This window comes from Candidatus Rhodoluna planktonica (assembly GCF_001854225.1).
Classification (GTDB): domain Bacteria; phylum Actinomycetota; class Actinomycetes; order Actinomycetales; family Microbacteriaceae; genus Rhodoluna; species Rhodoluna planktonica.
Genome location: NZ_CP015208.1, coordinates 913,036 through 927,948 on the forward strand (window position 1 = coordinate 913,036; position 14,913 = coordinate 927,948).

Consider the following 14,913-nt stretch of genomic DNA (forward strand, 5'->3'; position numbering starts at 1 on the left):
TGACTTGGCCGCTAAGCCATAGAGCTTTTTATTACGGAGCAACCCGGCCATGCTGGTTAAAAGCCTCGTAGGTGTAAGGCATCAGTTCGGCCCAGAATTCTTCCATCTTTTCGGCACACATTTCAATTTCGCGCTGTGGGAAAGAAGGAAAGTGGGTGCCCTCACGCTTAGTTCTGAGGCTTAAGAAGTTCATCAGAGCACGAGCATTCATGGTCACGTACATACTCGAGTAAATGTTGAGCGGAAGTACGATTCGAGCAACTTCACGAGCGACACCGGCCTCTAACATTCTCTGATACGACTCGTAGGCCTGTTGCGAACTGGTGCGGGCCTCTTGTTCGACCAACGCAATCTGCTCGGCTGATCCAGGACTGAATTCGTAGTGTCCAGTTTTTCCGGTCTGAACTAGGTTGCGATCTGGCCCCGGAACGTAGAACACCGGACTTAGCTCTTTGTATCGACCTGATTCTTCGTTGTACGAGGCAATACGGTGGCGCATGAACTCGCGGAAAACGAAAATCGGAGCTTGGACGTAAAAAGTCATCGAGTTGTGCTCGAATGGCGAACCGTGGCGATCACGCATCAGGTAATTGATTAGACCCTTGTTACGTTTCTCATCTTCTGCTGCAGAAGTTTGAGCGGCTGCTGATTCGAGCGTTTGCTCACCCTGCGTTGACACTCGGGCCGCGAAAAGGACATCAGAATCGGCGGCACTGGCACGCACTAATTCGACGGTTACATCACTGCGAAATTTAATTTCAGACACGCCCCCAGCCTAGTGCCTGGCTGGTTTAACCAACTTTAGGCGACACCGTAATAATCAGAAATAACCTGGCCATAACTAAAACGGCGACCTAACCTAGTGCTCATGAACCTTGAGAACCGGCTGATCATCATCCTGGTTTTGCTTGCTTTCGCAGCCACAGTTGGCCTGATTTGGAAATCGCAGAGCGGTCGAACCCATCGAGTTCGTTCAGGAGAACAGGTTGACCTAAAAAGGTTAGGCGCTGAAAAAGCAGGCAAGCCAGTTGTGAAATTTGGCAAAAAAGCCACCCTGCTGCAGTTCTCCACCGAGATGTGTTCGGTTTGCGTTCAAACTTCACGGGTGCTCGGCGAACTCGAAAAGCAAACACCGGGGTTAGTACACATTGAAGTCGATGTGACCAACCGGTTAGATTTGGCTAGCCACTTCAAAGTGCTGCAAACACCAACAACCCTGATTCTTGATAACACCGGACGGGTAATTTCAAGGATTAGCGGAGCACCCAAACCGACTCAACTGAATCAACTATTGGAGAATCTGAATGGCTAGTGCACCTGAAAAAATTGATCCGCGAGGCCCAAGATTTGCGGCCTCAATAACATCTGTTTTGCTGCTCGCAGTAGTTTTTCTGGGCCTTGATTCGACCACCGAAGACGCAGCATTCTTTCTGCTGCTGATTCTCGCGGGTTTGTTCTTTATCGGCGCTAGTTTGGGTCCGACCAGGCATCCATTTGGAATTTTGTATCGAAAGCTGGTGCGACCAAGACTGGCTGCAAAAACCGACTTGGAGGACTCGCGTCCGGTTCGGTTCGCTCAAGCAGTCGGACTGTTAATCAGCCTGTCTGGATTGCTAATGCAAGTCTTGGGAATTGAACTCGGATTGGTTGTTGCCGCAGCAATAGCTTTCATCGCAGCATTTCTGAATGCAGCATTTGCCTACTGTCTGGGTTGCCAGCTGTATTTGACCCTGAAAAGATTCGGGCTTTTTAGGAACTGAGCAGCTAGATCAGCGACTGTGCCTTAGCCAAGGCAATAGCAGTGCGCATAGCCTTTCTAGCCCGGGTTCGATCGCCCGCCGCATCGTAAATTAGGCCGAGCCCATACCAATAAAGGTAGTTAATTTCATTTTCTGCGGCCTTGATTTGATGCTGCGCGAAAACACGATCAGCTGATGCCCTAGTTGGTCGACCGCTAGGTCGAAGTTCAAAATCAAATTCAGGAAGATTGCCATCTTCGATTATTTTTCTCGACAGTTTTTCCAAAGCCAAGCCGAACCGTAATTCGATAAAAATAGCCCAGGCGGCGAACAGCGGGAACACCATGATCAGCCCACCGATGACTTTAGCTATCGGTTCATCATCGATCAGCAAGAGGTATCCGGTTTGCCCGAGTAGGAAAACATAAAGCAGGGTCAACCCCGCCATTAGCGCTGCAGAAAGCTTTTGCCGAGACATTAGGAGTTTAGGCCCGCCACAGTTGCGAGGCCAACGGTTAGGCCTTTGGCCGTGGCTGCGTACCTCAGCGCCATCAGAATGCCTGCAGAATATGCCGCAACCGAAGTGGTTTCGTGGCTGATGGTCAACAATTCTGATTCACCACCGAGGTAAACATCTTGCTTGGCCGAGACCCCCTTGAGGCGCAGGCTGTGAATTGGGACGCCCGAGACTACTTGGCCTCTGGCCGGCTGATCTACCCCGGGAATTAGAGGCTGGATTAGGTCAATTCGAGATTGGGAAATTAGTTCGGCGGTGCGAACCGCAGTGCCCGAGGGCGAATCAATTTTGCCGGCATGATGGGCTTCAACGATTTCGATTGAGTCAAAATATTTGGCTGCCTGCGCGGCAAAAGAAGTGGCCAGCATTGAACCAATTGAAAAATTTGGGATAACCACTACCCCAGCTTCGTTTTGCGATAGCTTGCCGTCTAAATCAGCGAGTTTTGATTGATTCCAACCAGAAGTGCCAACTACGATTTTTTTATTGTGTTCGATGGCAAAGTCGACAACTTTTTCAGAAACCTCAAGCTTGGTGACTTCGAAGATAATGTCTGCATCAGCAGCTTCAACTAATTCAGATTTAGAGTCGAGTCGAGCCACAATTTCGAAATCTTGGGCTGCATCAATTAGTTCAAGGGCTAACTTGCCCATTCGACCGGTTGAGCCGACTACGGCAACTTTGTACTTCATTCGCCTAATCTACCAATCTCTATATGAACTGCTGAAATAGCTTTTCCGACACATCGCCAACGGCAACCAGCGATCGATCGCGCCTGATCAGGTCAGCAGCAAGGGACTGAACCTGCTCGAGTGTGACTGAATTTATGTGGTGCAGCGAATCATCTAGATCATAAAATTCACCGTTGATAATTTCGGCACTGAGCAACCGATTCATGCGTGCCTGTGTACTCTCGTATTTCAAAGCCATACCGCCGCTGATATTGCCTTTGGCCAGCTCAAGTTCGTGCTCGGTTATGCCATTGGCTGCAATTGACTCGAGCTCGCCCAGCATTAGCTTGGTGACTTCTTGGGCCTTACTCGGTGAACATCCGGCGTATAAACCGAAGTAGGCGCCATCGCTGTACCCCTGGTTGAAAGAGTAAACCGAATAGGCAAGACCGCGTTTTTCACGGATTTCTTGGAACAGTCTCGAACTCATTCCGCCACCAAGAACGGTGTTCAAGATTCCCATGGCAAAACGTCTGCTGTCTTCAGCAATTAGGCCTTGACAACCAAGCAAGATATTTGCCTGTTGCAAGGGCCGCTTGATGACCTTGAGGTCAGTTCCGCGCTCAATCTGAGCAGGTGCCAAATTTCTTCTCGAAACTGGCGCGGCACTAGCGTCTAAATCCCAGCCGGCATCGAGTAGTGCTTTTTCGACCAGCGCAATCAGGGAACCGTGTTCTACTCCGCCGGCAGCCGCAACAACCAAGTCTTGAGGCCGGTAATTTGCTTGGTAATGCTCCCAAACCGCTTCGCGAGTAACCGCATTGATTGTCGCTTCGGTACCACCGATTGGGCGCCCCAGTTCGTGGGTACCCAAAACAGCCTCGGCGAAAGCTTCGTGAACAACGTCGGTTGGGTCATCGTCATTCATCGCCAATTCTTCAAGAATTACGGTGCGCTCGTTTTCAAACTCTTTAGGGTCAATGACCGAAGAGGTCAGCATGTCACCAATTACGTCCACCGCCAATGGCAAGGCAGAATCTTGCACCCTGGCGTAGTAGCTGGTGTGCTCTTTTCCGGTGGCGGCGTTAGATGACCCACCGACCGAATCGAAAGCAACAGCAATATCGAGCGCCGAGCGGCGCGTGGTGCCTTTGAAAAGCAGGTGCTCTAGAAAATGAGTTGAGCCAAAGTGTCCGTTGGTTTCATCTCTGGAACCAACCGCGACCGAAAAGGAAATGGAGGCACTTTGCGCCCCGGGCATTTGTTCGCTTAAAACGCGAACACCGCTTGGGAGAATAGTTCGACGAATCGAACTACCCCCCGAAGCGGTGAAGGTCAGGTCGGCTTGATCAAGTGGGAAAAGAATTTCGGCCATCTTGGACCAAACCTCCTAATTAGTCTTCTTCGGTTGCAGCTTCTGGTGCACCATCAACAACTGGGCTCAGCGATAGCTTGCCACGGTCATCGATCTTGGTGATTTCAACCTGAAGCTTCTGGCCAACCTCAAGAACATCTTCGACGTTCTCAACACGCTTGCCAGCAAGTTTCTTCAGTTCAGAAATGTGCAACAGGCCATCCTTGCCAGGAACCAGCGACACGAATGCGCCGAAGGTAGCTAGCTTGACAACGGTTCCGAGGAATCGCTCGCCAATCTCAGGTACGTGAGGGTTAGCAATCGCGTTTACACGCGCCTTAGCCGCCTCAGCTGCAACGCCGTCGGTAGCTCCGATTAGCACGGTGCCGTCTTCCTCAATCGAGATTTCAGCGCCAGTGTCATCCTGGATTTCGTTGATGGTCTTGCCCTTTGGACCGATAAGCTCACCAATTTTGTCAACAGGTATCTTGACCGAAATGATGCGCGGTGCGGTTGGGGCCATTTCATCTGGCTCGTTGATAGCCTGAGCCATCACATCGAGGATGTGCAGACGAGCTTCTTTAGCCTGAGTTAGCGCACCAGCTAGAACCGATGCTGGAATTCCATCAAGTTTGGTGTCTAGCTGAATAGCAGTTACGAACTCGCGGGTTCCGGCAACTTTGAAGTCCATGTCGCCAAGTGCATCTTCTGCACCGAGGATGTCGGTTAGCGCTGCGTACTGAGTCTTGCCATCTACCTGGTCAGAAATTAGACCCATAGCAATACCGGCAACCGGTGCGCGCAGTGGAACACCGGCGTTTAGTAGCGCCAGGGTTGAAGCACAAACAGAACCCATTGAGGTTGAACCGTTTGAGCCGAGAGCCTCTGACACCTGACGAATTGCGTAAGGGAACTCTTGACGAGAAGGTAGCACTGGAACCAATGCACGCTCCGCCAAGGCTCCGTGACCAATTTCACGGCGCTTCGGAGTGCCAACGCGGCCAACTTCACCGGTTGAGTAAGGAGGGAAGTTGTAGTTGTGCATGTAGCGCTTCGAGGTCTCTGGTGAGAGGCTGTCGATCTGCTGCTCCATTTTCAACATGTTTAGTGTGGTGATACCCAAAATTTGGGTCTCACCGCGCTGGAAGATTGCCGAGCCGTGGACTCTTGGAATAACCGAAACTTCAGCGTCGAGAGCACGAATGTCACGCAGACCGCGGCCGTCGATGCGGATGCCCTCTTTGAGGACACGGGTACGCATTACCTTCTTGGTAACTGACTTATAAGCTGCTGAGATTTGGCCCTGCAACTCTTCTGGAAGAGTTTCGACAAGCTTGGCCTTGACGCGCTCTTTGAGCTCATCATCGGCATTCTGTCGCTCTTGCTTGTCAGCAATTTGGTAAATCTTTGCCAGTTCGGTCGCTGCCTCGGCCTCGACCGCAGCGTAAACCTCATCGGTGTATGGCGGGAACAGCGGGTACTCGGTTAGCGGCTTGGCTGCGCGAGCTGCCAAACGAGACTGTGCCTCGCAAAGCTCTTTGATGAAAGGCTTGGCTGCTTCAAGGCCCTCGGCTACGATCTGCTCATTTGGAGCGGTCGCGCCCTCGTTGTTGATTAGGTGCCAAGCGGTCTCGGTCGCCTCAGCTTCTACCATCATGATGGCCACATCTTCAACGCCGTTTTCAACTACCAAGCGGCCAGCGACGACCATGTCGAACACTGCGCGCTCTAGCTGAGAGTGCTTAGGGAACGCAACCCACTGACCATCAACTAGTGCTACACGAACGCCACCAACTGGGCCAGAGAAAGGCAAACCGGCAAGTTTGGTTGACATCGATGCTGCGTTGATCGCGATTACGTCGTAAAGCTCATCTGGGTGAATTGCCATAACGGTAACGACAACCTGGATTTCGTTGCGGAGACCGTCATCGAATGATGGGCGAAGTGGACGGTCAATTAGACGACAGGCCAAAATCGCGTCGGTGGTTGGGCGGCCTTCGCGACGGAAGAACGAACCTGGGATGCGGCCAGCCGCATACATTTTCTCTTCGACATCAATGGTTAGCGGGAAAAAGTCGAACTGATCTTTTGGCTGCTTTGATGCGGTGGTTGCTGAAAACAGCATGGTCTCGCCATCAAGGTAAACCGAGGCGGCACCCTGTGCCTGCTGAGCTAGGCGGCCGGTTTCAAAGCGGATTACTCGCTTGCCAAACTTGCCGTTGTCGATTGTTGCGTATTCATATTCGGTGCCATCCATTGGCACGTGGTTATCTGGACCGGTCATGGTCTCTCCTCTTTATTGCGTAAATTGCGCGAAAATGCGCGCGCACGAAAATGGCAAGTAATGCCCGTTATTTTGAGGGATGCCCTGGTCTGCAGTAATAAAGCTTGAGCAGTTGATCAAGATCTACAACCGAAGACCAGCAAACCTGCCGTCTCGTACTTTTTTAGGTTAGCAGAGCATCGGCAATTCGCCTAGGAATGTCGGGTAATAGAAAACCCCGCCGAAGCGGGGTTTTCAAAAAATCAAATTAGCGACGAAGGCCTAGGCGCTCGATTAGTGCGCGGTAACGAGCGATGTCGACACCCTGAAGGTAGCCGAGCAAACGGCGACGCTGACCAACCAAGATTAGAAGACCACGACGGCTGTGGTGGTCGTGCTTGTGGCTCTTTAGGTGCTCGGTTAGGTCTTTGATGCGCTGAGTTAGAACAGCAACCTGAACTTCAGGCGAACCGGTGTCGCCTGGGTGGGTTGCGTACTCGTTGATGATTGCAGTTTTGACTGACTTGTCCAGAGACATTCGGTTCCTTTCAAAGAACTTGCTGCGCGGTGCATAAAACCCGATGTTTTAGCGCTCTTTATCCGCGGCCGATTCACGGCAACCGCTCTAGCCTAGAGCAACCGGACGAGAAACTCCAGCCCAGATTGTGAAAGTGGCTTAGCTGTCAGCTGAGTTTGACTTTTGGAGGACTACAACCAAGTAGTACAGCTGCACAGCCAAACTCGAAACAATTGCCGGCACGAACCAGAGAATTGCAGCGACCAGGCCATCGACAAATTCTTTATCGGCGACCGGATCAAGGTTTGCAAGCCGTTCTAGAAGGGTTGGATCATTAAAGTCGAGTTGCATCAGGGTAGGCAGGGCCATTACCAGGGCAAAGATGAAAAGCAACGCCGGTAGGAGCGACCAAAAAAGCACCTTGGCACTGCGGCCGGTATCGCGAATTCGACGCACGAACACGGCAAGCGAAGGCAGAAGTAGCAAGAGACTGATGAAGTCGCTTACCGGAGTGTTGGTTGAGCTGAGCACGCCTGCCGAGGCATCACCTGGAAAGAGCACCGCATCGATGGTGCCGGTGACAATTGAAACCAGAAAAGTGAATAGGACAAAGTACCAGAACTCCGGTCTGGTGGCACGTCCTGCGAATTTCGCGTATTTGTTTAGCCCGATTTTCACGGCACCGACAAAAGTAATCTTTTCCATATCGTCAGTTTAGAACCGAAAAGAAATAGGGCAGCCAAATTTGGCTGCCCTATTTTTATCACTGACGACTAGGCTCTTGGAGCAGTCGTTTCCGAACCAGAATTCATCGGTTGTAGCGGAATGTCGTTGCCATCAACATCGTGATCATGCGGCTGCCAAGGCGCAAAGTCAAACCCCTGCCCTGAGCCTTCCGAGTGGCGCACATCGGAGTGACGCTCGACCGACCGTTCACCACGATGTCCTGGCTCGCCAGGCTTGCCCAAGTGATCTTTGCCTGTTCGGTCGGGTTGGCTAAAAGCGGGACCCTCTACGTGAGCGGTGATTTGACCCAGGGCAATACCGCTGGCGAAAACACCACCAAGTGCCAGGCTTGCAGCGGCCGCTATTGCCGCGACTCGAAATCCTTTAGATCCAAAAAACTTTCGTTGCTTTTTGTCGGTTTCTAAATAGGGACTTTGCGATTCTTCACCCAGGTTGCTGCTATCAACTGTCTCGCTAGATTTCTTTGCCATGATTTTCTCTTTCTGTTAGACCCAATGTCTAAAGTGAGAATGACAGTGCTTGATGAAGGAAATCTGGGATGTCTCTGGAAGTTACCTGAATGTCAAATTACCAGCAGATGCCAAGAGCTTTGCGAACCTGATCAAGATCTTTATTGATTGCCTCGATGAGTTCTTCTTTTGAATTGAACTTCACATTTGGACGAATGAAATCGATGTATTCCAGAGAAACAACTTTGTCGTACAGGTCAAGATCGTCGCGATCTAGCACGTGTGACTCGACTAAACGTGGCACAGCCTGAAAAGTTTCATTGATACCCACCGAGTGAGCAGCTGGATAACGCTGGCCGTCAGCATAAAGCCAACCTGCGTAGACGCCATCTCGTGGCAGGTAGCCTTCTGCATCTCGGCTCATGTTCGCGGTAGGAAAGCCGATGGTGCGACCAATCTTGAGTCCGTGCTCGATTACACCGGTGGTCAGGTGTGGGCGCCCCAAAAGTTTGGCAACCTGATCCACCTCACCCTCATCGAGCAAATTTCGAATCCGCGAAGTGGAAATTGGTGCGCGCAGAGCATTTACTTTTGCCACCGATTTCACTGCAAAACCAAACTCAGAGCCAAGCTCGCGCAAAGTCGCAACTGTTCCGCTGCCGTTTGAACCAAATCGAAAATCATCGCCAACCACAACGTATTTTGTGTCAAGCGGCACCAAAACCCGTTCCACAAATTGACGAGGGCTAAGTGCCGCCAGCTCATCGTTGAATTCCAAAGTCAAAATGGCGGAAATTCCGGCCTCCGTCAGAAAATGTTCTTTCTGCGACTTACCGATGATGGGAGTGGGCGCTGCTTCTGGTGTCAGCGTTGCAGCTGGGTGGCGATCAAAGGTTATTACGGCTGGCGCCAGGCCGTGATTTTCAGCGGCTTCAACTAGTTCGTTCAATAGTGCCTGATGCCCCAAGTGCAGGGCATCAAACTTGCCAATTGCCACGGCCAGACTTGCGTAGTCACTCGGCCTATCGGCCACCGATTTCCAGTTATCCACGATTCAGCTTCACCCCATTTTTCGAAGCCACAGCAGGCCAAATATCGGAAGCAGCAGCGGGATGAAGGCGTAACCCATGCCAAAAACTGACCAGACCGAAGGATGAGCGAACAACTCTGGAACGGTCAGGCTCAAGGTGCCAACCGAAATTACTCCGAGCAGTTCGAACCAAATAGCAATTCGAGCAACTTTTGCAGCCATCGGGCCTGACCGGGCTAATGAAATGGTCGCCACTAAGTAGACCAGAGCTGAGACTAGCGATAGTGAGTAGGCAACGGGAGCCTGGTCAAACTCTCTAAAAAGCTGGTAGCTAGCTCGGGCGGTCGCAGAAACGGCAAATACCGCATAAACAGCAATTAGAACGCGCCCGACACCGAGAGAGTTATTTTTTGGCATTGCTTAAGCCTACGGCAATCAAAAATGCCGTGAATCACACACTAGCTACTGCTGGAAATCTTCGGGATTGAACGAAGGGGTTGGTAGGCCAACCGATACCAGGCGCAGGTTTTCCACCCTCAAAAATTCTGGAATTTGCACAAAATATGTGGCGGCGATAGCACCCTGCTGGTCTTGACGCAGGATAAATTTTGCAATCGCTCGCTTCAGCAAAGTTGGTTCGCCGCAGATAGCCAAATTGTGAGTGTAAACGGCCCCATATGGTGTGCTTGCAACATCTTGGCCAGCCGCGGCAGTAGGCGTCAGGCTAGGGTCGTAGCTGACTGAAACTGAATTTGCAGTTTTTTCAATCTTGAATTGAGTGGCCGCTGAACCTAAGGTGGCCGCATCCGCAATTATTGCCGATGTCGGATCGGCGCCGTCCTTAATGATGCCGACCGGGGTAAACAGCTGCTCAGCGGCCAGTGAGTAAGGCACTAGCGAGAGTGTTCCTTCAGGAAAAGAAAATAAATCGTCGGCACTGGGGTCAACCGTTTCCCAATCAGAGAAATCTAGCGACACCCCGAGGTGGTCGAGCCAGGCTTGGAAGGCGACTACATTTTGCCCACTAGCAGATTTGTTTATTTGTATCGGTGAAGCGGGTAATTCAAAGCCAGAATTTGCGGCAGTTATCTCAGGGGCAGACCAGTCAGATATTTCTCCAGCGAAAATTTTTCCAACTAGTTCAGGAGTCAGATTGACTGAGCTGCCATCAGCCGAACTGTAAACCAAAACTGCGCCATCAACTGCGAATGGCACGGTTACCGAAGGTTTACAAACCGCAAATTGCTCGGCACTGGTACCAAAGATCAAATCGGAATTTTCAAATTCGTCGGCGACTGCAGCGATGTTCATACCCGGGCAGGCCTCGCTGGCAGCAAGGGCCCAACCTGGCCCCATGTCGGTTGTTGATGCAGGAACAGAGAGCTGGGCCTCGCCTTCGATGCAGGTGTACTCCTGCTCGGCAAGTGCAGCCAAGACTTCGGGAGGCATCGGCGGCGTGCAGGCCGAGAGACCAAGGGCAACAGCGCTGGCAATAATTGCGGCGGTTACTTTGCGGATCATTCTGTTCTCTCCCAATTGGTGAAGAGCGCGGTCAAGAATGACCGCGCTCCCCCGCTATTTTTGTTACTTCTTGATTTTGGCTAGCTGCTTGGTTGCCGCAGTCTTGGCAGCACCAGAAAGTGCTACGTAGCCTGCAGGAGCAGCTGAGGAAAGCACCTGGGTGAAGAAAGCTTTCACTCCGGCAACCTTCTCGGCATCGCCAGAGATGTTGGCTACGCCGTAGACAAAGATGCTTAGGTTGTAAGCATTCTTAACCTTTTGGGCAAAGTTGATGTTTACCTGGCCGTCAGCCGGTACCCGCTGCACTGCTAGGAATGCCTTGGCTGCAGCAGCGGTAGGAGCAACATACTGGCCGTTGCCGTTTAGCAACTTTGCGAAGACAAGGTCTTTTCCAACTGCATCGGCAAGATCGACATAACCGATGGTGTAAGTGGTTGAGTCAACCTTTGAAACCATTTCGGCTGAACCCGGAACTGAAACACCTACGACTGAGGCTGAGCCTGAAGCCTTGGTGAAGTCCGAGCTGGTGGTCCAACCGGCAACTTTGTTGTCGGTTAGGTACTCGGTTAGGTTGAAAGTGGTACCCGAACCAGCGGCTCGGAAGACTACCTGAATCTTCTTGGCAGGCAATTTTTTACCCTTGTTGATTCGAGCAATTCGAGCATCGTTCCAGTCAGTGATGGTGCCGTTGAAAATCTGACCTAGAACAGTTGGGGTCAACTGAAGGCCCTGACCAACGGTTGGCAAGTTGTAAACCAAAGCGATTGGACCGCCGAACATTGGAGAAGTGACAACGTTGGTAGGCACGCTCTCGCCAGCAGCCTTGTAGGTTGCGTCTGAGAATGCAAAGTCGACCTTGCCGTCTTTGACGTTGGTGCGGCCTTTGCCAGACGAGCTCTTGGTGTAGTTTGCCTGAGCGCCACCCTTAGCGTTGAATTTAGCCTCTACGTTCTTTACATAGGTGTTAGCAAAAGATGAACCTTCGCCAGTTAGTGCTACACCGGCAGCAGAAGCTGGAGCAGCGAATGCTACTGAAACTGCAACTGCAGCTGTGGCTACGATGCCGATTACTTTACGAAACATTATGTTTCTTCTCCTTGTTGTTAATTCGGTTTTCCGACATTTCTAAGTAGATAGAAACCTGGTGAACGAATCTTGTGTTCTTGCTAAAGACCGGCGGAAGTTTGAGTGAACAGCAGTTGAACTGGTTAGCCGAAATGCCCGTTGACATAGTCGTTGGTTCGTGGGTCAACCGGCTGATCAAATACCTGTTCGGTGGCACCGAATTCAACCACGTGACCCGGGTTGCCATCTTCTGCCAAGAAAAACGCGGTTTGGTGCGAAACTCGTTGAGCCTGCTGCATGTTGTGCGTAACGATTACGATGGTCATGCTTTCTGATAGCTCTTCAATGGTTTCCTCAATACGTCTGGTTGAACCTGGGTCCAGTGCCGAGCAGGGCTCATCCATTAGAAGCACCTCGGGGTTCATCGCCAAAGAACGCGCAATGCAAAGTCGTTGCTGCTGACCTCCCGAAAGCGAAATCGCCGGATCATTGAGGCGGTCCTTAACCTCGTTCCACATAGAAGCGCGCTGCAGAGAAGTGGTTACCAATTCTTCGCCGTTTTGGATCTTGCGACCGGAGAGGTTTAGGCCAGAGAGAATGTTCTCTTTGATCGACATGGTCGGGAATGGGTTTGGCTTCTGAAAAACCATACCTACCCGCAAGCGAACGCCAACTGGATCGACTCCGTCGGCATAGATGTCTTCGCCATCGAGGTAAACCGAGCCAGCCAAGCCTGCTCCAGGAATAAGTTCGTGCATGCGATTAAGGGTGCGTAAAAAAGTTGACTTGCCGCAGCCAGAGGGGCCAATTAGCGCGGTGACTTTGTTGGCCGGAAAATTCAGGTTGACATTACTGAGGACGTGACGCTCGCCAAACCAGACGTTTACGTCTTCTGAATAGAGACTGGTTGCTAGTGCTGTGGTTGACATGAGTTACTTTCTCTTAGTAGTCATCTTGTTGCGAGTAAGGATGCGTGCCGCGGTAAACAACACACCGACCAGAAGAACAATCACCAGCGCCGCGCCCCAGGCACGTTGAACGCTCTGGATTGCCGGGTTTGAGATGTAGCTGTAAAGGTAGGTCGGCAAAGTTGACATCGGACCCTCGAAAACATTGAACGAGGTCGTGGATGCCGCAAAAGTGGTTAGCAGCAGCGGCGCCGTTTCGCCGATAATGCGAGCAATACCCAGCAGAATTGCGGTCACCAATCCGCTTTTCGCAGCCGGCATGACTACTTGAAAAAAGGCTCGGTAGTTTGGTGCGCCGAGGCCGACAGCAGCCCAGCGAAGATCACCCGGCACCAATCGAAGTGACTCTTCGGCAATTCTGGTCACGGTTGGCAACATCAGCGGCAAAAGGGCCAGAGAGCCGGCCCAGCCCGCATACTGGGTCACCCCGGTTGAAATGAACGCCGCAAAAACAAATAGACCAGCGACAACGGATGGCAAGCCTGACATTGACTGAACCAGAGTGCGCACCAGGCTGCGGGTCTTGCCGCGGGTCTCAGTGAGGTAAACCGCGATCAAAATTCCGAGCGGCACAGTGAAAATCGTAGTTAGGCCCACAATCAGCACGGTGCCCAATATGGAGTGCCCCACACCTCCGTACTCAAGCGAAGTCGTCGTCGAAATGTAGACGTTATTTTGAGTCAGGAATTGCACGCTGAGGGTGCCCAGACCGTTGCTGATGACCGACCAAAGCACCGAGAACAAAAGGGCCAACACCAAGACGGTGAAAAATATGGTGAAGATCATCAGCAAGCCATCGCTTCGGCCACGCTTGCCATGAAGGATAGTGCCGATAATCAGAATTGCCACAATTTGCACCGGCAGAAAAACCACGAGTAGCGCCAACTCAATTCGCAGGCCTAAAAAGAAAGCTGCTGCACCAATCAGCGCTGGGACAGTCGAAGCCAAAATGATAAGCAAGTTTGACTTCGGGTTAACCTTGGCCCAGGGTGCTGCGTTAGCGGGGCGTGCAAGCGGAGTCAGGGATGGGGCGGCCATTAGTTCTTTCTCCAAGGTTGAGCTTTATTTACGATCCAGGATGCGATCACGTTGATAATCAAAGTCATCACAAACAGCACAAGACCTGCGGCCATTAGTGCGCTGATTTCGGCCTGTGTCGCCTCGCCGAACCGCGCCAAAATGTGCGAGGCGATAGAACCTCCGCGCTGTTCCAAGATGCTGAACCAGTTGGTTTCAAAAACTAGATTTAGCACGAAGAAAATTGCAACTGTTTCGCCCAAGGCACGGCCCAATCCCAGTAAAACTCCACCGACGACACCGCCGGATGCTGTTGGCAGAATTACCTGACGAAAAATGGTGGCCGAGGAGCCGCCCAGTCCCTTGGCTGCGTTGATGAGGTCTTTATCGATTTGGCTAAAAATCTCTCGCGAAATCGAAGCAATAATCGGCACAATCATGATTCCGACAATCCAACCTGCGATAAACGGCGAGGCGACAAAACCCTCAGTGTTGTTCTCGAAGATTGGAATCCAACCAAAGTATTGATTGAGCAATTCGCCCCAGCCAGCAGCGATCGGGGTAAAGACCGCAAACCCCCAAAGCCCCAGCACCACCGATGGCAGCGAGGCCAGCAGATCGATCAGCACGGTAGCTGTTTTTGCAATTGGCCTAGCCGCCAAAAATTCAATGAAGTAGGCAACCGCGATTGCCATCGGCACTGCAATCAGCACTCCGAGAGCCGAAATTAGAAAAGATCCCCACAGCATCGGCCAAATTTGAAAGACCGGCTTTTCGGCAGTCGCATCCCAGTTACTGCCAAAGACAAAGTCGATACCCTGAGTCTCCAGCGCCGGCCAAGAGCGATAAACCAGAAAGACCAGGATGAGCGCGACTAACGCGATTGAAAAATTGGCTGCGGTTGCTGCAACCCGATAGAAAATTTTGTCACCCAAACTGGATGGCTTTGTGACTAACTTGCGTCTAGCTGGAATCGCTTTCGACGAAGAATCTCGCTGGTCAATCTGGGACATGCCCCAATCCTGAATCGGATGGGTGAAATCAACCTTGTTTCT

The 14,913-nt window shown here is 51.6% G+C and carries 17 protein-coding genes; 2 read left to right on the forward strand and 15 right to left on the reverse strand.

Features of this window, described 5'->3' with window-relative positions:
- Positions 1-31: 31 nt before the first annotated feature.
- Entirely contained in the window at positions 32-766 is a 735-nt protein-coding gene (gene thyX, locus A4Z71_RS04550) for an FAD-dependent thymidylate synthase (protein ID WP_070954743.1), read from the reverse strand.
- Positions 767-868: 102 nt separating this feature from the next.
- Between thyX and A4Z71_RS04555 the strand changes: the two genes are divergently transcribed.
- Together A4Z71_RS04555 and A4Z71_RS04560 are read left to right on the forward strand one after the other, a co-directional pair.
- Positions 869-1,312, forward strand: a complete 444-nt coding sequence (locus tag A4Z71_RS04555; protein ID WP_070954744.1) for a thioredoxin family protein — start codon at positions 869-871, stop codon at positions 1,310-1,312.
- On the forward strand, positions 1,305-1,760 hold the full coding sequence (locus A4Z71_RS04560) for a DUF4395 domain-containing protein (RefSeq protein ID WP_070954745.1): 456 nt from the start codon (positions 1,305-1,307) through the stop codon (positions 1,758-1,760). Before A4Z71_RS04555 ends, A4Z71_RS04560 begins: the two co-directional genes overlap by 8 nt.
- Before the next feature lie 4 nt (positions 1,761-1,764).
- On the opposite strand, the gene A4Z71_RS04565 is transcribed toward A4Z71_RS04560, so the two are convergent.
- The 14 genes from A4Z71_RS04565 to pstC all read right to left on the reverse strand — a co-directional run bounded on the left by A4Z71_RS04565 (position 1,765) and on the right by pstC (position 14,871).
- Positions 1,765-2,217 (reverse strand): hypothetical protein, encoded by a 453-nt coding sequence (locus A4Z71_RS04565; RefSeq protein ID WP_070954746.1) that lies wholly within the window; start codon positions 2,215-2,217, stop codon positions 1,765-1,767.
- Entirely contained in the window at positions 2,217-2,948 is a 732-nt protein-coding gene (gene dapB / locus A4Z71_RS04570) for a 4-hydroxy-tetrahydrodipicolinate reductase (RefSeq protein WP_070954747.1), read from the reverse strand. The genes A4Z71_RS04565 and dapB overlap by 1 nt, the downstream gene beginning before the upstream one ends.
- Before the next feature lie 19 nt (positions 2,949-2,967).
- Positions 2,968-4,302: a M16 family metallopeptidase gene (locus A4Z71_RS04575; RefSeq protein WP_070954748.1), complete on the reverse strand. Its 1,335-nt coding sequence runs from the start codon at positions 4,300-4,302 to the stop codon at positions 2,968-2,970.
- A gap of 19 nt (positions 4,303-4,321) precedes the next feature.
- On the reverse strand, positions 4,322-6,538 hold the full coding sequence (locus tag A4Z71_RS04580) for a polyribonucleotide nucleotidyltransferase (protein WP_070955252.1): 2,217 nt from the start codon (positions 6,536-6,538) through the stop codon (positions 4,322-4,324).
- Positions 6,539-6,812: 274 nt separating this feature from the next.
- Positions 6,813-7,082 (reverse strand): 30S ribosomal protein S15, encoded by a 270-nt coding sequence (gene rpsO / locus A4Z71_RS04585; protein ID WP_070954749.1) that lies wholly within the window; start codon positions 7,080-7,082, stop codon positions 6,813-6,815.
- Between the two features lie 138 nt (positions 7,083-7,220).
- Positions 7,221-7,766, reverse strand: coding sequence for a DUF805 domain-containing protein (locus A4Z71_RS04590; RefSeq protein WP_070954750.1), 546 nt, complete (start codon positions 7,764-7,766; stop codon positions 7,221-7,223).
- 68 nt (positions 7,767-7,834) lie between these two features.
- Positions 7,835-8,278 carry a hypothetical protein gene (locus tag A4Z71_RS04595; protein ID WP_070954751.1) on the reverse strand — a complete coding sequence of 148 codons (444 nt, stop codon included), beginning with the start codon at positions 8,276-8,278 and terminating at the stop codon, positions 7,835-7,837.
- A gap of 97 nt (positions 8,279-8,375) precedes the next feature.
- The gene (locus tag A4Z71_RS04600) at positions 8,376-9,308 is read right to left on the reverse strand and encodes a bifunctional riboflavin kinase/FAD synthetase (protein WP_070954752.1); all 933 of its coding nucleotides are present in this window, start codon (positions 9,306-9,308) and stop codon (positions 8,376-8,378) included.
- A gap of 9 nt (positions 9,309-9,317) precedes the next feature.
- Positions 9,318-9,704, reverse strand: a complete 387-nt coding sequence (locus tag A4Z71_RS04605; RefSeq protein WP_070954753.1) for a hypothetical protein — start codon at positions 9,702-9,704, stop codon at positions 9,318-9,320.
- A gap of 45 nt (positions 9,705-9,749) precedes the next feature.
- The gene (locus A4Z71_RS04610; RefSeq protein WP_070954754.1) at positions 9,750-10,808 is read right to left on the reverse strand and encodes a substrate-binding domain-containing protein; all 1,059 of its coding nucleotides are present in this window, start codon (positions 10,806-10,808) and stop codon (positions 9,750-9,752) included.
- A 63-nt stretch (positions 10,809-10,871) separates the two neighbouring features.
- Positions 10,872-11,891, reverse strand: coding sequence for a substrate-binding domain-containing protein (locus A4Z71_RS04615; RefSeq protein ID WP_070954755.1), 1,020 nt, complete (start codon positions 11,889-11,891; stop codon positions 10,872-10,874).
- Positions 11,892-12,016: 125 nt separating this feature from the next.
- Positions 12,017-12,802 carry a phosphate ABC transporter ATP-binding protein PstB gene (gene pstB, locus A4Z71_RS04620; RefSeq protein WP_070954756.1) on the reverse strand — a complete coding sequence of 262 codons (786 nt, stop codon included), beginning with the start codon at positions 12,800-12,802 and terminating at the stop codon, positions 12,017-12,019.
- A gap of 3 nt (positions 12,803-12,805) precedes the next feature.
- Positions 12,806-13,879: a phosphate ABC transporter permease PstA gene (pstA, locus tag A4Z71_RS04625; RefSeq protein ID WP_070954757.1), complete on the reverse strand. Its 1,074-nt coding sequence runs from the start codon at positions 13,877-13,879 to the stop codon at positions 12,806-12,808.
- Complete coding sequence (gene pstC / locus A4Z71_RS04630) at positions 13,879-14,871, reverse strand: phosphate ABC transporter permease subunit PstC (RefSeq protein WP_070954758.1); 993 nt, start codon at positions 14,869-14,871, stop codon at positions 13,879-13,881. Before pstC ends, pstA begins: the two co-directional genes overlap by 1 nt.
- Between the last annotated feature and the right edge of the window lie 42 nt (positions 14,872-14,913).